Here is a 20195-nt window from a genome sequence, read left to right on the forward strand (position 1 = left end):
CTGCGGAGGCTGGCAGTTTCCTTAGGCTTCCGGGTATATGCTTGCGGCAGTGAATATGCGTAAGGATGGCTTATGAAGATTGTTATTGCACCTGACTCTTATAAAGAAAGTTTGAGTGCCTTAGAGGTTGCGACCGCGATTGAAAGCGGGTTTCGCGAAATTTTTCCCACGGCTGAATATGTAAAATTGCCGGTGGCGGACGGTGGCGAAGGGACAGTTGAGGCCATGGTTGCCGCGACCTGCGGGCGCATTGTGAATGTGGCAGTGAAAGGCCCGTTAGGTGAGGCGGTTGAGGGTTTTTATGGTCTGTCTGGCGATGAACAGTGTGCCTTTATCGAGATGGCTGCTGCCAGCGGTCTTGAATTGGTTCCCGCAGCGCAGCGTGACCCGCTGGTCACCACCTCGTGGGGAACCGGTGAGCTGATCCGTCACGCGCTGGATTCAGGCGTAAAACATATCATCATCGGCATTGGCGGCAGTGCCACCAATGACGGCGGTGCCGGGATGGTGCAGGCGCTGGGCGCAAAATTGCTGGATAAACAGGGCCAGCAGATTGGGCCGGGCGGGGCCGCACTGGAAACGCTGGCGAGTATTGATGTGCGCGAGCTGGACAAGCGTCTTGCTGACTGCCGCATCGAAGTGGCCTGTGATGTCACTAACCCGCTGACCGGGAAAGAGGGGGCATCAGCCATCTTCGGCCCACAGAAAGGGGCGACGCCAAAAATGATTGCCCGCCTGGATCAAGCGCTGGGTCATTATGCGAAGCTCATCGCCAGGGACCTTGATGTCGAGGTATTGAATCTGGCCGGCGGCGGCGCGGCGGGCGGTATGGGGGCGGGTCTCTTCGCCTTCTGTGGCGCTGAACTGCGTCGGGGTATTGAGATTGTCACCGAGGCATTGTCCCTGGACGCCCATGTCGCTGATGCCGACCTGGTGATTACCGGTGAAGGACGCATCGATAGCCAGACCATCAATGGCAAGGTGCCGGTTGGGGTGGCAAGCGTCGCTAAGCGCTATAACGTTCCGGTTATTGGCATTGCCGGAAGCCTGACGGCAGATGTGGGTGTGGTGCATGACCACGGCATCGACGCTGTTTTCAGTGTGATTTATAAAATCTGTTCGTTGGATGATGCATTGGCCAATGCGGGAGAGAATGTCCGCATGGCGGCCCGTAACATCGCGGCGGTATTAAAAATCGGACAAGGCAAGTAGCGCTTGTACGTACCCTCACCTTGCCTTTCTCCGCAGGGCTGAGGGATCCCCACAAAGTAATACGAGCACGGACAGTTCCCTCTCCTCTTTGAGGAGAGGGCCAGGGTGAGGGGAAACATGCGGCTCTGAGGGGCATTCCGTTCACTTTATGTTCCTTGCTTTTCTGTCGCGCCAGAACCCGTGAACGTGCCAGGGCGGTTCACCGCCACCGCCCTGGCGACCCGGGCTCCCGGCCAGGAAAATCGCCGCTGGCGCGGTCCACTCAGCATATTCCTTCAGGCTTATCGGGGACGGGCGAAGGTAACGTCCGTGTAAAGTCGCCCTCGCCGCGCATCCCTGCACGTCGCCCCGGCCTTACGGATACGCTTCGTCGATTTTCAGCCGGACCCTGTCATCGCGGTGAGCGTCTTATTCTCATTGAGCAATGTTATCGCTGTAAAACCTAATAGTACCAGGGATCCCTCTGCCTTGCGGGAGAGGCTATCACCGGCTACCCCATCAGTTTTCGCGTCTCGCGAGTCACGTTATCCATCTCATCGAGCAGTTCCAGAAACTCTGGCTCCAGATCCTCGGCGGGTACGCCGCTACGCAAATGATGTTCTATCAGTTTGCACAGCTTTTGCAGGCGCGGAACACCGCTATAGCTACAACTGCCGTGCAGTTTATGAATGGACTCCATCAAACCCTCAGGGGCTTCACCGACCAGCTGTTCCTCAACCCGATTACGAATTTCCGGTAAAAATGCCACCAGCATTTGTAGCAGTTCGCGGGCGAGATCGGTTTTTCCTGCCGCCTGGCGCAGGGCGAGCTGCCAGTCGAGCGTTACGTCTTCATTCACGATCGGTTCGGCTGCCTTCGCCGCCGCGTCAGACGCCGCGGTGGTAATGACCGGATCGGGCTTATAGCGCAACAGCAGATTATGCAGCTTGTCTTCTTCGATGGGTTTTGCCAGATAATCGTTCATCCCGGCGCTGAGCAGCTTCTCTTTCTGCCCGGCCATCGCATGTGCAGTCACTGCAATCACCGGTGTCTGCTGCTGATGCGGCAATTGACGAATCAGTTCGCAGGCCCGAATGCCGTCCATCTCCGGCATCTGGATATCCATCAGAATCAAATCAAACTGCATCTGTTTTGCGCGCTCAAGCGCCTGCGCACCACTGTTGCACACTTCCACATGCTGGACCTGATCTTCCAGCAGTACGCCGATAAGTTTCAGGTTGGCCGGGTTGTCATCCACCGCCATTACGGTCATCGGAAGCTTGGTTTCATCAACGGAGGGGGATTGCCGTGCCGAACGACAGTATTCTGTCAACGCGGGCAGCAGACGTGTCGCGGTGAGCGGTTTTTGCAGACAGGCCGCTGCGCCATCCTGTTTAAGCTCTTCAGCGTTAATCTGCGCATGGCACGGTAGCGCCAGCAGCAGGTAATCGGTCATCGACTTGGCTCTTGCCAGCCTCTCATGCTGCATGCTTAAGGGGTCACGCAAGGTCACCGGAATAGACATCAACAGAATATCGTAGTGATCGGGCGGCAGGGCGGAGAACGACGGGCTATAAATCACCTCAAGGGGGGTGGTGCTTAACACGTCCAGCGTGCTTTGTGCCGCAGCGGCATTCGGTTCGATATAGGCCAGACGTTTACCCTTCAGGCATCCCGTGACCGGTCCTTCGGTAATCGCATTGGGGTTCAGATCGAGATTAATGTTAAACCAGAAGGTTGAACCGCGGTTAGGCTGACTATGGAATGAGATATCACCGCCCATCTCATTGACCAGGCGTTGGGTGATAACTAACCCCAGACCCGTTCCGCCGTGACGACGAGAAATACTGGCATCCGCCTGACGAAACGCCTGGAAGAGCCGTGACTGATCGCGTTCAGGGATGCCGATACCCGTATCGCGAATCTGCACCTCAATCTGCACCTTGTTATTACTGATGGCGCGCTTTTCCACCAGGATATCGATGTTGCCGCTTTCGGTGAATTTAATCGCATTACCGACAATGTTAGTAATGACCTGCTGGAGGCGCAACGGATCGCCAATCACGTTATCCGGTACGTCGTTGCGAGTATTGAGCGTCAGTTCAAGGCCTTTATCATGCGCAGAGTGCGCCAGCAGCGTCACCACCTCATCCAGCGTGCTGCGCAGCGGGAACGGGATGCTTTCGAGGATCAGTTTTCCCGCTTCGAGCTTGGAGAAGTCCAGCACATCATTAATGATCGCCAGCAGATTATTGGCCGAACGCTCAATGGTCAGCATATGGTCACGCTGGGTTGGGTTCAGTTCAGATTTCAGCGTCAGGCGGGTGAAACCAATGACGCCATTAAGCGGCGTACGCAGCTCGTGAGACATATTGGCAAGAAACTCGGACTTGATGCGCGCGGCCTCCTGCGCACGTTTTTTCGCCAAATCCAGCTCGACGTTCTGAATCTCCATCTGTTCCAGCGTTTCACGCAGATCCGACGTGGACTGGTCGATATTGTGTTGCATCTCTTCGTGATAGGCCGCCAGCGACATCGCCATCGAGTTGATGCCGTTTTTCAGCATATCGAGTTCGCCGAGCATAAAGCCCTCAACGCGACTGTCCAGTTGACCACGTCGAATGCGGTCAACCGTGTTAACCATATTGCGAATCGGACTGGTGACATCGCGCATCAGCCGCCAGCCAAAAATCAACGCAATGCCGATACAGAATAAAATCATCAGGCTGGAGATAAAAATCTCTTTGTATTGCTGTAAGCGAACCGATTTAAGATCCAGTTCCAGCGCGACGTACCCCAACATATTTCCTGCCGGTTTGGCATCCGTTAACGCGGACTCGTCGGGGGAGTAGCCCTCTGAGACGATTGGCGTACGCAGGATCATCTGGTCTCCGATACGGGTGACGGTCAGACGTCGGGGAAAGGCTGCGCCGTCGGGTAGACGTAATCCGCGGGGATCAAGCTGGAAATTGGAGGTAACAAAGAGGTGGTTTTGTTCATCATAAATAGAAATGGCGCGGACGATTTCAGAGTGACGGCGATGCAGTACGCTGATGAGCTGACCAATGGCTTCCCGGTCCTGGAGGGTCATGCTGTATTCACTGGAGACCGCAAGGGGCTCAATGATACTGGCTCCCGCGTCTTCCAGTTGACGCTGTAAGTCGTTGTAGCGATGGACGACGAAGAAGATACTCAGCAGCACGCCGATTAAGACCGTGGGGGCGAGGATCAGAATCATCATGCGCGCACGCAGGCTGTAGTTGGTCATGGGGTTCCGTTATGGGAGAATGTGGCCATTATCTGTAATTGAGAAAATTCTCGGCAATGGCGCAATTCTACTCTGCAAAACGACGTGTGACGACTAGTCAAAAAGTAACCGTAACAGTAAACGACCTCGACCCCTTTGGTCAGGGGGTTGCACGGCATAATGGAAAAGCGCTGTTTGTGCCCGGATTATTACCGCAGGAGACGGCGGACGTTGTCCTCGTTGATGATAAGCGTCAGTTCGCACGAGGTGAGGTCAAACGTCGTCACAATGACAGTCCTGAGCGCGTCACGCCGCCCTGTCCCCATTTTGCTGTTTGCGGAGGATGCCAGCAACAGCATGCCAGCGTTGCACTACAGCAGAGCAGCAAAAGTGCGGCGCTGGCCAGAATGATGAAACGTGACGTAGATGAGATTATCTCTGGTTCAGCATGGGGATACCGCCGCCGCGCGCGTTTAAGCCTCAGTTGGCAGCCGAAATCTCAGCGTCTGGAAATGGGTTTTCGCAAGGCGAGCGGCAAAGAGATCGTCAATGTGGTGCGCTGCCCTGTATTGGTGCCCCGTCTTGAGGCATTACTCAAGCCGCTGCACGAATGTCTCGCTACGCTGCAGGGTGTGCGTCATTTAGGCCATGTCGAATTGGTGCTGGCCGATAACGGTCCAATGATGATTTTGCGTCACACGGCACCGCTTGTTGCTGCTGACAGGCAAAAACTGGAACGCTTTTCGCATTCCGAGGGACTGATGCTGTATCTCGCCCCGGAAAGCGACATACTGGAACCTGTTACTGGAGAAGCACCCTGGTATAGCTCGAACGGGCTACGCTTAACGTTCAGTCCACGAGATTTCATCCAGGTGAATGACGGGGTTAACCAGAAAATGGTGGCCGCCGCGCTGGCCTGGCTTGACGTTCAGCCTGACGATCGGGTTCTGGACCTGTTCTGCGGAATGGGCAACTTTACGCTGCCTCTGGCAAAACAGGCCGCGAGCGTGGTGGGCGTTGAAGGGGTTGCGGCACTGGTCGACAAGGGCCGGGAAAATGCCCGGCAAAATGCGTTGCAGAATGTGACATTTTTTCATGAGAATCTCGACGAAGATGTCACTCAGCAACCGTGGGCGCGACAGGGGTTTGATAAAATTCTGCTGGACCCCGCCCGTGCCGGCGCAGCAGGTGTAATGCAGTACGTGATAAAATTAGCACCCAAAAAAGTGGTGTACGTTTCCTGTAACCCGGCAACCCTTGCCCGTGACAGTGAGGCGCTCTTAAGTGCAGGTTACCAGATTCAGCGGCTGGCGATGTTGGATATGTTCCCGCACACTGGGCATCTGGAATCGATGGTTTTATTCGAGCAGAAGTGATTAATTTCGGCTTGCTGAATTCGGCAGGCCCGGTCCCTTAAAGGAGAGGACAATGGTTGCGGTAAGAAGTGCGCATTTGAATAAAGCGGGTGAGTTCGATCCAAAAAAATGGATCGCCAGTCTGGGTATCTCCAGTCAGCCGTCGTGTGAACGCTTAACCGAAACCTGGGAATATTGTCTGCGACAAACGCAAGGACACCCGGACGCTGAAATACTGCTCTGGCGCGGCGTCGAGATGGTGGAAATCCTCTCCATGCTCAGTATGGATCTCGATACGTTGCGAGCGGCGTTACTCTTCCCGCTGGCAGACGCTGACGTGGTCAGCGAAGATGTGCTGCGCGAAAGCGTGGGCAACTCCATCGTCGAGCTTATTCACGGGGTGCGCGATATGGCCGCCATCCGTCAGCTCAAAGCGACCCATAACGACTCCGTCTCCTCCGAACAGGTGGATAACGTCCGGCGCATGCTGCTGGCGATGGTGGATGATTTCCGTTGTGTGGTCATCAAGCTCGCTGAACGTGTTGCCCATCTGCGAGAAGTCAAAGATGCGCCGGAAGACGAGCGCGTGCTGGCTGCTAAAGAATGTACCAATATCTATGCGCCCTTGGCGAACCGTCTCGGGATTGGTCAGCTCAAATGGGAGCTGGAAGATTACTGCTTCCGCTATCTGCACCCGGCGGAATACAAGCGCATCGCCAAACTGCTGCATGAACGCCGCATCGATCGCGAACATTATATCGACGAATTCGTCGGCCATTTACGCTCTGAAATCAAAAACGAAGGCGTTAAAGCGGAGGTTTATGGTCGTCCGAAGCATATCTACAGCATCTGGCGCAAAATGCAGAAGAAGCATCTCGCTTTTGACGAGCTGTTTGACGTCCGCGCCGTGCGTATCGTGGCCGAACGCCTGCAGGACTGCTATGCGGCATTGGGCATCGTGCATACCCATTTCCGCCATTTGCCGGATGAGTTCGATGATTATGTGGCGAACCCTAAACCGAATGGCTACCAGTCTATCCATACGGTGGTGCTGGGGCCGGGCGGCAAAACCGTAGAAATCCAGATCCGAACCAAACAGATGCACGAAGACGCTGAGCTGGGTGTTGCCGCGCACTGGAAATACAAAGAAGGTACCGCAACACCTGGCCCGCGCTCCAGCCATGAAGATCGTATTGCCTGGCTGCGTAAGCTGATTGCGTGGCAGGAAGAGATGGCGGACTCCGGCGAAATGCTGGATGAAGTGCGTAGCCAGGTCTTTGATGACAGGGTGTATGTCTTTACGCCGAAAGGGGATGTGGTGGACTTGCCCGCAGGCTCCACGCCGCTGGACTTTGCTTACCACATTCATAGCGATGTCGGGCATCGTTGCATCGGGGCAAAAATCGGCGGGCGTATTGTTCCCTTTACCTACCAGTTGCAGATGGGCGATCAGATTGAAATCATCACCCAGAAGCAGCCAAACCCGAGCCGCGACTGGCTGAACCCTAACCTGGGCTACGTAACCACCAGCCGTGGGCGTTCTAAAATCCATAACTGGTTCCGTAAACAGGACAGGGATAAAAACATTCTTGCCGGCCGTCAAATCCTGGACGATGAACTGGCACACCTCGGCATTAGCCTGAAAGAGGCGGAGAAACAGCTGCTTCCGCGCTACAACTTTAACGATCTGGAAGAGCTGCTGGCGGCGATTGGCGGAGGCGATATTCGCCTCAATCAGATGGTCAACTTCCTGCAGGCGCAGTTCAATAAACCGAGCGCTGCGGAGCAGGATGCCGCTGCGCTGAAACAACTGCAGCAGAAAACCTATGCGCCGCAAACACGCAGTAAAGACAATGGTCGCGTGGTGGTGGAGGGTGTCGGTAATCTGATGCACCATATTGCGCGCTGCTGCCAGCCAATTCCGGGCGATGAAATTGTGGGCTTTATCACTCAGGGCAGGGGAATCTCTATTCACCGGGCGGACTGCGATCAGCTCCACGAACTGCGGGCACATGCCCCGGAGCGCCTGGTTGATGCCGTCTGGGGAGAGAGCTACTCTGCGGGCTATTCGCTGGTGGTGCGTGTCACTGCGAATGACCGCAGCGGCCTGCTTCGCGATATCACCACTATCCTCGCTAACGAGAAGGTCAACGTGCTGGGCGTTGCCAGCCGCAGTGATACCAAACAACAGCTCGCCACCATCGATATGAACATCGAAATCTACAACCTGCAGGTGCTGGGACGCGTACTCAGTAAACTGAACCAGGTACCGGATGTAATCGACGCTCGTCGACTGCATGGCGGCTGATATTTTTTGTAGGCCGGATAAGGCGTAAGTCACCCTCCGGCAATATCACAATGCCCGATGGCGCTTTGCTTATCGGGCCTACGTTCTCAGGACATTCCAATGAACCAAATTGACCGCCTGCTCGGCATCATGCAACGCCTGCGTGACCCGGAAAATGGCTGCCCGTGGGACAAAGAACAAACGTTCGCCACCATCGCGCCTTATACCCTCGAAGAGACCTACGAAGTGCTGGACGCGATTGCGCGGGAAGACTTTGACGATTTGCGCGGTGAGCTGGGTGATTTGCTCTTCCAGGTCGTGTTCTACGCACAGATGGCTCAGGAGCAGACCTTGTTTAACTTTGATGATGTCTGTGCCGCTATCAGTGACAAACTGGAACGCCGTCACCCGCACATCTTCGGCAATGCCCATGCGGGTAACAGCAGCGAAGTGCTGGCGCGCTGGGAAGAGATCAAAACTGCGGAACGCGCTGAAAAATCTCAGCATTCAGCGCTGGATGATATTCCGCACAGTCTCCCGGCCCTTATGCGTGCTCATAAAATCCAGAAACGCTGTTCTACGGTGGGTTTTGACTGGACGACGCTTGGTCCGGTGCTGGATAAAGTCTACGAAGAAATTGACGAAGTGATGGATGAGGCGAAACAGGCGGTTGTGGATGAAGCGAAGCTTGAAGAGGAAGTGGGCGATTTATTGTTCGCCACCGTCAATCTTTCTCGCCATTTGGGGGTAAAAGCAGAGGTTGCCCTGCAAAAAGCCAACCTGAAATTTGAGCGGCGTTTTCGCGAGGTGGAAAGAATTGTTACCTCGCGTGGGCTGGAAATGACCGGCGTCGACCTCGAAACCATGGAAGAAGTCTGGCAGGAAGTAAAACGCCAGGAAACTGATCTCTAACGAGTTTCTGCGATCAAGTGCTATTTGTGTGATTTTTTAAATAACAAGCGCTTGATTTGCGTCAAAAACATTTAGCCGAAAGTGGCTATTTTCTCACTCCTTATTACAGGTGAGGTTAGGGATAAGGGGTGAGAATGAAAGTTTGTGAGGCACGCCCTGTTCGGGTATACTACTTTCCCGTCCTGGTTATTCCATCGTTTCACCCTAACTTCTCAGGTTCAGCATGACAACGAACTATATTTTTGTGACCGGCGGGGTCGTATCCTCTCTGGGTAAAGGCATTGCCGCAGCCTCCCTCGCAGCCATTCTTGAAGCCCGTGGCCTCAATGTGACCATGATGAAACTGGATCCGTACATCAACGTCGATCCGGGTACCATGAGCCCAATCCAACACGGGGAAGTGTTCGTTACTGAAGACGGCGCTGAAACCGACCTGGACCTGGGTCACTACGAGCGCTTCATTCGTACCAAAATGACGCGCCGCAACAACTTCACGACGGGTCGTATCTACTCTGAAGTTCTGCGTAAAGAGCGCCGTGGCGATTACCTGGGCGCAACCGTTCAGGTTATTCCTCATATTACTAACGCTATCAAAGAACGCATCATCGAAGGCGGTGAAGGCCACGATGTGGTGCTGGTTGAGATCGGTGGCACCGTCGGTGACATTGAATCCCTGCCGTTCCTTGAAGCGATCCGCCAGATGGCCGTTGAAGTGGGCCGTGAGCGCACGCTCTATATGCACCTGACGCTGGTCCCGTACATGGCTGCTTCCGGTGAAGTGAAAACCAAACCGACTCAGCACTCCGTTAAAGAGCTGCTGTCTATCGGTATTCAGCCTGACATCCTGATTTGCCGCTCCGATCGCGCCGTTCCGGCCAACGAGCGCGCGAAGATTGCATTGTTCTGTAATGTTCCTGAAAAGGCTGTAATCTCCCTTAAAGATGTCGATTCCATTTATAAAATTCCGGGCCTGTTGAAATCACAGGGGCTGGACGATTATATTTGTAAACGATTCAGCTTGAACTGCCCGGAAGCAAACCTGGCCGAATGGGAACAAGTTATTTACCAGCAGGCTAACCCGGTAAATGAAGTCACTATCGGTATGGTCGGTAAGTACATTGAACTGCCGGATGCTTACAAGTCAGTTATCGAAGCGCTGAAACACGGTGGGCTGAAAAATCGTGTTACCGTCAACATCAAACTTATCGATTCGCAAGATGTTGAAACACGTGGTGTCGAGATTCTGAAAGATCTGGATGCTATCCTGATCCCTGGTGGCTTCGGCTACCGCGGCGTGGAAGGCAAAATCGCCACCGCACGCTATGCGCGTGAAAATAATATTCCTTATCTGGGCATTTGCCTGGGTATGCAGGTTGCTCTCATCGAATATGCTCGCAACGTTGCGGGCATGGAGAACGCCAACTCAACGGAATTTGTGCCAGACTGTAAGTACCCGGTTGTGGCGCTCATTACCGAATGGCGAGATGAAGAAGGCCAGATTGAAGTACGTTCGGAGAAGAGCGATCTCGGTGGTACCATGCGCCTCGGCGCGCAGCAGTGCCAGCTTAGCGACGACAGCCTGGTCCGTCAGTTGTATGACGCGCCTACCATTGTTGAACGTCATCGCCATCGCTACGAAGTGAACAATCTGCTGTTGAAACAAATTGAAGCTGCGGGTCTGCGTGTTGCAGGCCGTTCCGGCGATGATCAGTTGGTCGAGATCATCGAAGTGCCAAACCATCCGTGGTTCGTCGCTTGTCAATTCCACCCGGAATTTACTTCTACGCCACGTGATGGGCACCCACTGTTTGCAGGCTTTGTGAAAGCCGCCAGTGAGTTCCAGAAGCGTCAGGCGAAGTAAGAGTTAGAACGGCAACGCGTACCACCGGTACGCGTTGTTTGTCTGGAGTTTTAGTTTAACTTGTACTGAGGAAATTCTAATGTCCAAAATCGTTAAAGTCATCGGTCGTGAAATCATCGACTCCCGTGGTAACCCGACTGTTGAAGCTGAAGTTCACCTGGAAGGTGGTTTCGTAGGTCTGGCTGCTGCTCCGTCAGGTGCTTCTACAGGTTCCCGCGAAGCGCTGGAACTGCGCGATGGCGACAAATCCCGCTTCCTGGGTAAAGGCGTACTGAAAGCAGTTGGCGCGGTTAACGGCCCGATTGCTCAGGCTATCCTTGGCAAAGACGCCAAAGATCAGGCTGGTCTTGATAAGATCATGATCGACCTCGACGGTACTGAAAACAAATCTAACTTCGGTGCTAACGCAATCCTGGCCGTTTCCCTGGCTGCTGCTAAAGCTGCTGCTGCCTCTAAAGGCCTGCCGCTGTATGCACACATCGCTGAACTGAACGGCACCCCGGGCAAATACTCCATGCCGGTTCCGATGATGAACATCATCAACGGTGGTGAGCACGCTGACAACAACGTAGACATTCAGGAATTCATGATTCAGCCAGTTGGCGCGAAATCCCTGAAAGAAGCGGTACGTATGGGTTCAGAAGTGTTCCACAACCTGGCGAAAGTGCTGAAATCTAAAGGCATGAACACAGCTGTTGGTGACGAAGGTGGCTATGCGCCGAACCTGGGTTCCAACGCCGAAGCGCTGGCTGTTATCGCTGAAGCGGTAAAAGCTGCGGGCTACGAGCTGGGCAAAGACATCACTCTGGCGATGGACTGTGCAGCATCTGAATTCTACAAAGACGGTAAATACGTTCTGGCTGGCGAAGGCAACAAAGCATTCACCTCCGAAGAATTCACTCACTTCCTGGAAGACCTGACCAAACAGTACCCGATCGTATCCATCGAAGATGGTCTGGACGAGTCTGACTGGGACGGTTTCGCATACCAGACCAAAGTACTGGGCGACAAAATCCAGCTGGTTGGTGATGACCTGTTCGTAACCAACACCAAGATCCTGAAAGAAGGCATCGAAAAAGGCATCGTTAACTCCATCCTGATCAAATTCAACCAGATCGGTTCTCTGACCGAAACTCTGGCTGCGATCAAAATGGCGAAAGACGCTGGCTATACTGCTGTCATCTCTCACCGTTCTGGCGAAACTGAAGACGCGACCATTGCCGACCTGGCTGTGGGTACCGCTGCTGGCCAGATCAAAACCGGTTCTATGAGCCGTTCTGACCGTGTTGCTAAATACAACCAGCTGATTCGTATCGAAGAAGCACTGGGTGAGCAAGCACCGTACAACGGTCGTAAAGAGATCAAAGGTCAGGCATAAGCCTCTCTTTCTCTGAAATATAAATGCCAGTCTTCGGACTGGCATTTTTTTTATCTCAACGTTAATGATTATTTAAAATCGACGGCCATTTGCTGCGGAATAGTCAGGCCGCGTGTGGTCTGCACACAGCGTGCAATATAATCAGTAAAACGCGGAGGTTGCGGCATACCCAACTCAATCAGCTTGTCATTACTGAAGCGGACATTGAGCATGGCAAAGGCGCCGTACAAACGCATGGCTTTAAGCATCAGGCGCTCATTACACGGCCCGAAAATATCTTTCAGTTCACGCCGCATTTTCACCAGCGTTTCGTAAGTCACCTGGGCATAAACATCTTTTACAGGTGCTCTTTCCAGCGCTGTCGACATAGCCAGATCGATATCAGCAAACTTCACGCTGTGCTGTTCGCCCGCAGAGATATGAATGACTTCCCCGGACGGAATCTCACTGTTCAGCATCATCAGCAGTGCATCGGCGCAATAGTCCACCGGTACAACGTCAACTCTGTCATCCAGTGAGCACATGAATTTTTGCAGCATCAGCGCCATGCTGAACACCCAAAATATGCTGCTGGAGGGCTGACAACCAAAATGAGTGTGGCCCACCACAATCGACGGACGAGCAATGACCAGCGGCAACTGTGGATACGTTTCACGCATCAACTGTTCAATGGTGGATTTTGAATGGGTATATTCCACCAGATGTTCGGCGTTATCTTTGAAGTCAGGGCTTTCATACACTAGTGAGTCTGCTTGCGGTGCACATGACATGGCAGTGCCCACATGCAGAAAACGCTGTAAGCCTCTCACTTTTGCCATACGCCCTGCGAAGGCCAGGGTGCCTTCCACGTTCACTTTCCAGATGAGTGGATTGCTCCCAAAGGAAGCGACGGCTGCGCAATTTAAGACGTGGGTGACATCATCAAGACGGCGATCGTCAAGAAAGTGCTCCGGGGTGCCTAAATCACCGATAAGAATATGTTCAGCCGTCAGCCTCGCCAGACGCTGTTCGCTGATGTTGAATTTGCGCATATTTTCTTTCACGCGCTCAACGCCAGCATGGGCATCTGCTGCTCTGACTAAAAGTAAATAATTGATTTGGCTATTATCATTAAGTATTTTTTCAAACACCGCGCCGCCGAGAAAACCGGTCACACCTGTAATCAAAAGAGTATTCATTATTGCTTGCTCGCTGTTGTTCATTCGGCGGATTGTATTTGGCGGTAATTAAACAATCCTTAAATAAGAGCAGCAGTAAAAAAGGGAATTCTTAAGGTTATTTTAAGGTTGTGTTTTAGGCGGTGAATGTTTTGACAAGAATTAACTTTAGTAAATTCAATTTAAAAATAAATATTTATAGTTATATGATTTTTAAGGTTATATTTTAAGTGCTGCCGTTTTTATTTGCTTTAAAATTCGAATTCCTTGCCTTATTTGAAATAAACAATTACAAATCAGCAATGCTTAGCTATCTAATTAAAATCATCATTTAACCTTAATGCTGGAGACAATTACGCAACAATTGCCAACCCGGCAGCTCGCCCTGATAGACGAAATCTGCAATAATTACGGTTTATTCCTGAGACTGAGTTGATGATGCAGTACCCGATTAATGAGATGTTCCAGACCCTGCAAGGTGAGGGTTACTTTACTGGCGTCCCCGCCATTTTTATACGTTTACAGGGATGCCCGGTGGGGTGCGCCTGGTGCGACACCAAACATACCTGGGATAAGCTTGAAGATCGGGAAATCTCCCTCTATAGCATTCTGGCAAAAACCAAAGAGAACGATAAGTGGGGCGCGGCGACCAGCGAGGACTTATTGGCCATTATTGAGCGCCAGGGCTGGACGGCTCGCCATGTGGTGATAACGGGCGGCGAACCCTGCATTCATGACCTGATTCCACTCACGCATTTACTGGCAAAACACGGATTCAGTTGCCAGATTGAGACCAGCGGTACGCATGAAGTGCGTACTTCACATGCCACCTGGGTCACCGTATCGCCGAAAGTGAATATGCGAGGTGGGTATGACATTCTCCAGCAGGCGCTGGAACGTGCGGATGAAATTAAACATCCTGTCGGGCGTATGCGAGATATTGAAGCGCTGGATGAATTACTGACGCAACTGAAAGACGATAAGCATCGGGTGATTGCCCTTCAGCCTATTAGCCAAAAAGACGATGCCACGCGGCTGTGCATCGACACCTGCATCGCACGCAACTGGCGCCTGTCGATGCAGACGCACAAATACCTGAATATCGCCTGATTATTTCGCGCCTGGATCAACACCTCTCAAAAAAGCGTCTTGTGTTATAGCAAGGCGCTTTTTTTTGATATGTGCTTTTAACACCGGGTCGGTGAAATGAAATTAGCACGACGTTTATATCTTTTTTTACAGCGCTATCAGTAAGTTAGTTTTATACATTTACTTAAAAAAATCGGTAGATTTTTAAGAGTGATAAATCTTATTATAATTCAGTAAGTTGTGATTAGAGTGTTCCCCGCGCGAGCGGGGATAAACCGCGAACAAATGGATTGAAATACACGTTTGCACTGTGTTCCCCGCGCGAGCGGGGATAAACCGTTTTATCATCAGGATTTCCCTTATCCAGATTCGTGTTCCCCGCGCGAGCGGGGATAAACCGGCCGCACCACCTATCTTAAAAACGCATTTCTTGTGTTCCCCGCGCGAGCGGGGATAAACCGCTGACAGGTATTTGGTGCGGGGCAGGCTTCGTGTGTTCCCCGCGCGAGCGGGGATAAACCGATTGATAGACGTGTGAGGAGTGGCTGATGGCGGTGTTCCCCGCGCGAGCGGGGATAAACCGGTGTTCAGGTTGGCCGTGGTGCTCAAAGGGCCGTGTTCCCCGCGCGAGCGGGGATAAACCGGCTATGGGGGGGATGGCTGTAAACCCGATTCTGTGTTCCCCGCGCGAGCGGGGATAAACCGTCGTTGATGAACTTTGCCGAATGTTTTACCCAGTGTTCCCCGCGCGAGCGGGGATAAACCGAATGAATCAGTGCCATCCTTCGACCAGACATAGTGTTCCCCGCGCGAGCGGGGTTAAATCGGATTTCGATCGCATCTTTGAAGACATCGACAAGTGTTCCCCGCGTGAGCGCTGAGGAATCCCCAGTAATATTACGTTTTACAGCGATAACACTGCGCAATGAGAATAAAACAATCACCGCGATGACTGGGTCCGGCTGAAAATCGACGAAGCGTATCCGTAAGGCCGGGGCGATGCGCGGCGAGGGCGGCTTTACACGGACGTTTCCTTCGCCCGTCCCCGATAAGCCTGAAGGCATACGCTGACAAAATTGCCGGGAGCAATTTTGAATAGCGCTTGCGCTAGCCCTGAAGGGGTGAGCCCCAGGGATGGGGCGAATAGTGGACCGCGCCAGCGGCGATTTTCCTGACCGGGAGCCCGGGTCGCCAGGGTGGTGGCGGTGAACCACCCTGGCACGTTCACGGGTTCTGGAGCGATAGAAAAGCAAGGAACATAAGGTGAACGGAATGCCCCTCAGAGCCGCATATTTCCCTTCACCCTGACCCTCTCCCCGGTGGGGCGAGGGGACCGCTCGTGCACGCGTTTTTTCCAGGGATTCCTCAGCGCGCCAGCGTGGGTAAACCCAATGATAACCAGGCCACGCTGTGGGATGCTGGGTGTCCCTATAAGGGCTACCTATACAGATGCGGCGGAGTGAAGAAGAAACTACTCCCCGCGATACACGCAGCCTGCCGTGCAGGTCTCTTTGATCGTCACGGCGCTTAACAGCGGCACAACAGGTTTAATCTGATCCCAAATCCATCTTGCCAGCACTTCGCTGGTCGGATTTTCAAGGCCGGGGATCTCATTGAGATAATAGTGATCGAGACGATCGTAAGTGGGCTTGAATGCAGCTTTCAGCTCGGCAAAATCCATAATCCAGCCGGTATGCGGATCCACCTCGCCAGTGATTTCCAGGCGCACCATAAAGGAGTGGCCATGAAGACGACCGCACTTATGCCCGGCAGGAACATGAGGCAAATAGTGGGCGGCTTCGAACATGAAATCTTTAAATAGGGTGGTTGACATAATTTACTCTCTGGCTGAAAAAAAACCGCCGCATGGTAGCCTGGATGACCTTTTTTAGCATTAACTAAAACCGCTAAAAGTGATTATGTCCTCGACGTTGAAAATTAATCGCTAAATTTATATTTATTATCAACAACTTAATCAACCTGTTTTACTGTTAAAAACTATAACTAAAAGAGGTTAGTCCTTTTGGTTATTTGTTATTTCCAACCTTTCTTTAATTGTTATTATCCCCGCCGTTAACCTTACTTTCTCTTCTGTTTTTATCGCGCTGACAGGGTGTGAAAAACAGCTTTGCTTACTGGAACATAACGACGCATGACGACTCAGGTCCCACCTTCCGCTTTGCTTCCGCTGAACCCGGAGCAACTGGCACGCCTGACGGCGGCCACCACCGACCTCACACCGACCCAGCTTGCCTGGGTTTCTGGCTATTTCTGGGGCGTGCTGAATCAACAGCCTGGCGCAAATGCCCTCGCCGCGGCACCTGCTGCGGCTGTTGAAACGCCAACGATTACGCTGCTCTCGGCATCGCAGACGGGCAATGCCCGCCGTGTGGCAGAGGCGCTGCGGGATGACTTACTGGCTGCAAAACTCAACGTAAAACTGGTCAGCGCGGGCGACTATAAATTCAAACAAATTGCCAACGAAAAGTTACTGGTTGTTGTGGCCTCCACGCAGGGCGAAGGTGAAGCGCCAGAAGAAGCCGTTGCATTGCACAAGTTCCTGTTCTCGAAAAAAGCACCGAAGCTTGATGGTGCAGCCTTTGCCGTCTTCGGTCTGGGCGATACCTCTTACGAATTCTTTTGCCAGGCAGGTAAGGATTTCGACAGCAGACTGGCAGAGTTGGGCGCCGAGCGCCTGCTCGATCGCGTCGACGCAGACGTTGAATTCCAGGCTGCTGCGGCTGAATGGCGTGCCCGCATTGTCGATGTACTGAAAGCGCGTGTGCCAAAAGAGACCTCCGCGCAGGCCGCAGCAACAGCGACCGGTGCGGTGAACGAAGTATTCACCAGCCCCTATACGAAAGAAGAGCCGTTGACCGCGACGCTCTCGGTTAATCAGAAAATTACCGGTCGCGACTCTGAAAAAGATGTGCGTCATCTTGAAATCGATTTGGGTGATTCAGGTCTGCGCTACCAGCCCGGTGATGCGCTGGGCGTCTGGTACCAGAACGATCCAGCACTGGTCAAAGAACTGGTCGAACTGCTGTGGCTGAAAGGTGATGAGCAGGTCACGATAAACGGCAAAACGCTGCCGCTGGCGGAGGCCCTGCAGTGGCACTTTGAATTGACGGTGAACACCGCCAATATCGTGGAAAACTACGCGGCCCTGACCCGCAGCGAGTCACTGCTGCCGCTGGTGGGCGATAAGGCGCAGTTACAACATTATGCCGCCACCACGCCGCTGGTCGACATGGTGCGTTTCTCTCCCTCGCAGCTTGATGCGGATGCGTTGATTGGTCTGCTGCGTCCGCTGACGCCACGCCTCTACTCCATTGCCTCTTCTCAGGCCGAAGTAGAGACAGAAGTGCATGTGACGCTGGGCGTGGTGCGCTATGAAGTGGAAGGGCGTGCACGTGCAGGCGGTGCTTCCAGCTTCCTCGCCGATCGTGTTGAAGAAGAGGGCGAAGTGCGCGTGTTCATTGAGCACAACGACAACTTCCGTCTGCCTGCTAACCCGGAGACTCCGGTGATTATGATTGGGCCAGGCACTGGCATTGCGCCGTTCCGCGCCTTTATGCAACAGCGTGCGGCTGACGGGGCTGAGGGCAAAAACTGGTTGTTCTTTGGCAACCCGCACTTCACGGAAGATTTTCTCTATCAGGTCGAGTGGCAGCGTTACGTCAAAGAGGGCGTGCTGAACCGTATCGATCTGGCCTGGTCACGCGACCAAAAAGAAAAAATATACGTACAAGACAAACTGCGCCAGCAAGGTGCGGAACTGTGGCGCTGGATTAATGACGGTGCCCATATTTATGTCTGCGGCGACGCGAATCGCATGGCGAAGGACGTTGAGCAGGCTTTACTGGACGTGATTGCCGAATTTGGCGCGATGGACGCCGAGACGGCGGACGAATATTTAAGTGAGCTGCGCGTTGAGCGCCGTTATCAGCGAGATGTCTACTAATGAGCGAAAAACATCCAGGGCCTTTAGTGGTCGAAGGTAAGCTGGCAGACGCCGAGCGAATGAAGATAGAGAGTAACTACCTGCGCGGCACCATTGCCGAAGATTTGAATGATGGTCTGACCGGCGGTTTCAAAGGTGATAACTTTCTGCTGATCCGTTTCCACGGCATGTATCAGCAGGATGACCGTGATATCCGCGCTGAGCGTGCCGCCCAGAAGCTGGAGCCGCGCCACGCGATGCTGCTGCGTTGCCGCCTGCCGGGTGGGGTCATCACCACCAAACAGTGGCAGGCGATTGATAAGTTCGCCGCAGACAACACGATATACGGCAGTATCCGTCTGACCAACCGTCAGACCTTCCAGTTCCACGGCATTCTGAAAAAGAACGTGAAGCCGGTGCACCAGATGCTGCATTCCGTGGGCCTTGACGCGCTGGCGACCGCCAACGATATGAACCGTAACGTGTTGTGTACCTCCAACCCGTACGAGTCCGAGCTGCATGCTGAAGCCTACGAGTGGGCGAAGAAGATCTCCGAACACCTGCTGCCGCGTACCCGCGCTTACGCTGAGATCTGGCTCGATCAGGAAAAGGTCGCGACCACTGACGAAGAACCGATCCTCGGTCAGACCTATCTGCCGCGTAAGTTCAAAACCACGGTGGTCATCCCGCCGCAGAACGACATCGACCTGCACGCCAACGACATGAACTTTGTCGCCATCGCGGAAAACGGCAAGCTGGTCGGCTTCAACCTGCTGGTGGGTGGCGGTCTTTCCATTGAACACGGGAATAAGAAAACTTACGCCCGTACCGCCAGCGAGTTTGGTTATATTCCGGTTGAACACACGCTGGCCGTGGCTGAAGCGGTGGTTACCACGCAGCGCGACTGGGGCAACCGTACTGACCGTAAAAATGCGAAGACCAAATACACCCTCGAACGTGTGGGCGTTGAGACGTTCAAAGCGGAAGTGGAGCGTCGTGCAGGCATCAAATTCGAGCCGATCCGCGCTTATGAATTTACCGGCCGTGGCGATCGCATCGGTTGGGTTAAAGGGATCGACAATAAGTGGCACCTGACGCTGTTTATTGAAAACGGGCGTATTCTGGATTATCCGGGCCGTCCGCTGAAAACCGGTTTGCTTGAGATCGCGAAGATCCACAAAGGCGAGTTCCGCATTACCGCGAACCAGAACCTGATCATCGCCGGTGTGCCAGACAGCCAGAAAGCGAAAATTGAGAAAATCGCCCGGCAAAGCGGTCTGATGGATGCGGTGACGCCGCAGCGTGAAAACTCAATGGCCTGCGTCTCCTTCCCGACCTGCCCGCTGGCAATGGCGGAAGCAGAACGTTTCCTGCCGACGTTCATTGATAAGGTTGAAGAGGTCATGGCGAAGCACGGCGTGGCGGATGAGCATATTGTGACCCGCGTAACGGGCTGCCCGAACGGGTGTGGTCGCGCCATGCTGGCAGAAGTCGGTCTGGTGGGTAAAGCACCGGGTCGTTACAACCTTCATCTGGGCGGCAATCGCATGGGTACCCGCATTCCACGTATGTTTAAAGAGAACATCACCGAGCCGGAAATCCTCTCTTCACTGGATGAACTGGTGGGCCGTTGGGCGAAAGAGCGTGAGTCAGGTGAAGGTTTCGGCGATTTCACCATCCGCACCGGCATTATCCGCCCGGTACTCGACCCGGCACGCGATCTCTGGGATTAATGTTAAATTGCCGGATGACGGTGTAAACACCTTATCCGGCCT

12 protein-coding genes and 1 CRISPR repeat array are annotated in these 20195 nt (G+C 53.4%); of the genes, 9 read left to right on the forward strand and 3 right to left on the reverse strand.

Annotated elements, in window-relative coordinates:
* The first annotated feature begins 72 nt into the window (after positions 1 to 72).
* Positions 73 to 1212, forward strand: a complete 1140-nt coding sequence (locus tag ACUY4Q_RS04885; protein WP_458045958.1) for a glycerate kinase — start codon at positions 73 to 75, stop codon at positions 1210 to 1212.
* A 490-nt stretch (positions 1213 to 1702) separates the two neighbouring features.
* Here the strand turns inward: ACUY4Q_RS04885 and barA are convergent, their stop codons facing one another.
* Positions 1703 to 4459, reverse strand: coding sequence for a two-component sensor histidine kinase BarA (barA, locus tag ACUY4Q_RS04890; protein ID WP_458045959.1), 2757 nt, complete (start codon positions 4457 to 4459; stop codon positions 1703 to 1705).
* 56 nt (positions 4460 to 4515) lie between these two features.
* On the opposite strand from barA, the gene rlmD reads away from it, so the two are divergent.
* The 5 genes from rlmD (at position 4516) to eno (ending at position 12231) form a co-directional block, all read left to right on the forward strand.
* Positions 4516 to 5814, forward strand: coding sequence for a 23S rRNA (uracil(1939)-C(5))-methyltransferase RlmD (rlmD, locus tag ACUY4Q_RS04895; protein ID WP_458045960.1), 1299 nt, complete (start codon positions 4516 to 4518; stop codon positions 5812 to 5814).
* 52 nt (positions 5815 to 5866) lie between these two features.
* Positions 5867 to 8101 carry a GTP diphosphokinase gene (relA, locus tag ACUY4Q_RS04900; RefSeq protein WP_458045961.1) on the forward strand — a complete coding sequence of 745 codons (2235 nt, stop codon included), beginning with the start codon at positions 5867 to 5869 and terminating at the stop codon, positions 8099 to 8101.
* Positions 8102 to 8200: 99 nt separating this feature from the next.
* The gene (mazG, locus tag ACUY4Q_RS04905; RefSeq protein ID WP_458045962.1) at positions 8201 to 8992 is read left to right on the forward strand and encodes a nucleoside triphosphate pyrophosphohydrolase; all 792 of its coding nucleotides are present in this window, start codon (positions 8201 to 8203) and stop codon (positions 8990 to 8992) included.
* Between the two features lie 223 nt (positions 8993 to 9215).
* Entirely contained in the window at positions 9216 to 10853 is a 1638-nt protein-coding gene (gene pyrG, locus ACUY4Q_RS04910) for a glutamine hydrolyzing CTP synthase (RefSeq protein ID WP_458045963.1), read from the forward strand.
* 79 nt (positions 10854 to 10932) lie between these two features.
* Positions 10933 to 12231 carry a phosphopyruvate hydratase gene (gene eno / locus ACUY4Q_RS04915; protein WP_458045964.1) on the forward strand — a complete coding sequence of 433 codons (1299 nt, stop codon included), beginning with the start codon at positions 10933 to 10935 and terminating at the stop codon, positions 12229 to 12231.
* A gap of 68 nt (positions 12232 to 12299) precedes the next feature.
* Here the strand turns inward: eno and ACUY4Q_RS04920 are convergent, their stop codons facing one another.
* Positions 12300 to 13409 carry an SDR family oxidoreductase gene (locus ACUY4Q_RS04920; RefSeq protein WP_458045965.1) on the reverse strand — a complete coding sequence of 370 codons (1110 nt, stop codon included), beginning with the start codon at positions 13407 to 13409 and terminating at the stop codon, positions 12300 to 12302.
* 417 nt (positions 13410 to 13826) lie between these two features.
* On the opposite strand from ACUY4Q_RS04920, the gene queE reads away from it, so the two are divergent.
* The gene (gene queE / locus ACUY4Q_RS04925) at positions 13827 to 14498 is read left to right on the forward strand and encodes a 7-carboxy-7-deazaguanine synthase QueE (RefSeq protein ID WP_458047261.1); all 672 of its coding nucleotides are present in this window, start codon (positions 13827 to 13829) and stop codon (positions 14496 to 14498) included.
* Positions 14499 to 14726: 228 nt separating this feature from the next.
* A CRISPR array of direct repeats spans positions 14727 to 15304; the repeat unit is 29 nt; unit sequence GTGTTCCCCGCGCGAGCGGGGATAAACCG.
* A 644-nt stretch (positions 15305 to 15948) separates the two neighbouring features.
* Here the strand turns inward: queE and queD are convergent.
* Entirely contained in the window at positions 15949 to 16311 is a 363-nt protein-coding gene (gene queD / locus ACUY4Q_RS04930) for a 6-carboxytetrahydropterin synthase QueD (RefSeq protein WP_458045966.1), read from the reverse strand.
* 318 nt (positions 16312 to 16629) lie between these two features.
* Between queD and cysJ the strand changes: the two genes are divergently transcribed.
* Positions 16630 to 18441, forward strand: a complete 1812-nt coding sequence (gene cysJ, locus ACUY4Q_RS04935; protein WP_458045967.1) for an NADPH-dependent assimilatory sulfite reductase flavoprotein subunit — start codon at positions 16630 to 16632, stop codon at positions 18439 to 18441.
* On the forward strand, positions 18441 to 20153 hold the full coding sequence (cysI, locus tag ACUY4Q_RS04940; RefSeq protein ID WP_458045968.1) for an assimilatory sulfite reductase (NADPH) hemoprotein subunit: 1713 nt from the start codon (positions 18441 to 18443) through the stop codon (positions 20151 to 20153). Before cysJ ends, cysI begins: the two co-directional genes overlap by 1 nt.
* The last annotated feature ends 42 nt before the right edge of the window (positions 20154 to 20195 follow it).

The organism is Phytobacter cepae, assembly GCF_054165735.1.

Excerpts from the sequence above, each read along its gene's own strand:
- ACUY4Q_RS04885 (WP_458045958.1), top strand. The coding sequence starts at position 73 with ATGAAGATTGTTATTGCACCTGACTCTTATAAAGAAAGTTTGAGTGCC.
- barA (WP_458045959.1), bottom strand. The coding sequence starts at position 4,459 with ATGACCAACTACAGCCTGCGTGCGCGCATGATGATTCTGATCCTCGCC.
- rlmD (WP_458045960.1), top strand. The coding sequence starts at position 4,516 with ATGGCGCAATTCTACTCTGCAAAACGACGTGTGACGACTAGTCAAAAA.
- relA (WP_458045961.1), top strand. The coding sequence starts at position 5,867 with ATGGTTGCGGTAAGAAGTGCGCATTTGAATAAAGCGGGTGAGTTCGAT.
- mazG (WP_458045962.1), top strand. The coding sequence starts at position 8,201 with ATGAACCAAATTGACCGCCTGCTCGGCATCATGCAACGCCTGCGTGAC.
- pyrG (WP_458045963.1), top strand. The coding sequence starts at position 9,216 with ATGACAACGAACTATATTTTTGTGACCGGCGGGGTCGTATCCTCTCTG.
- eno (WP_458045964.1), top strand. The coding sequence starts at position 10,933 with ATGTCCAAAATCGTTAAAGTCATCGGTCGTGAAATCATCGACTCCCGT.
- ACUY4Q_RS04920 (WP_458045965.1), bottom strand. The coding sequence starts at position 13,409 with ATGAATACTCTTTTGATTACAGGTGTGACCGGTTTTCTCGGCGGCGCG.
- queE (WP_458047261.1), top strand. The coding sequence starts at position 13,827 with ATGCAGTACCCGATTAATGAGATGTTCCAGACCCTGCAAGGTGAGGGT.
- queD (WP_458045966.1), bottom strand. The coding sequence starts at position 16,311 with ATGTCAACCACCCTATTTAAAGATTTCATGTTCGAAGCCGCCCACTAT.
- cysJ (WP_458045967.1), top strand. The coding sequence starts at position 16,630 with ATGACGACTCAGGTCCCACCTTCCGCTTTGCTTCCGCTGAACCCGGAG.
- cysI (WP_458045968.1), top strand. The coding sequence starts at position 18,441 with ATGAGCGAAAAACATCCAGGGCCTTTAGTGGTCGAAGGTAAGCTGGCA.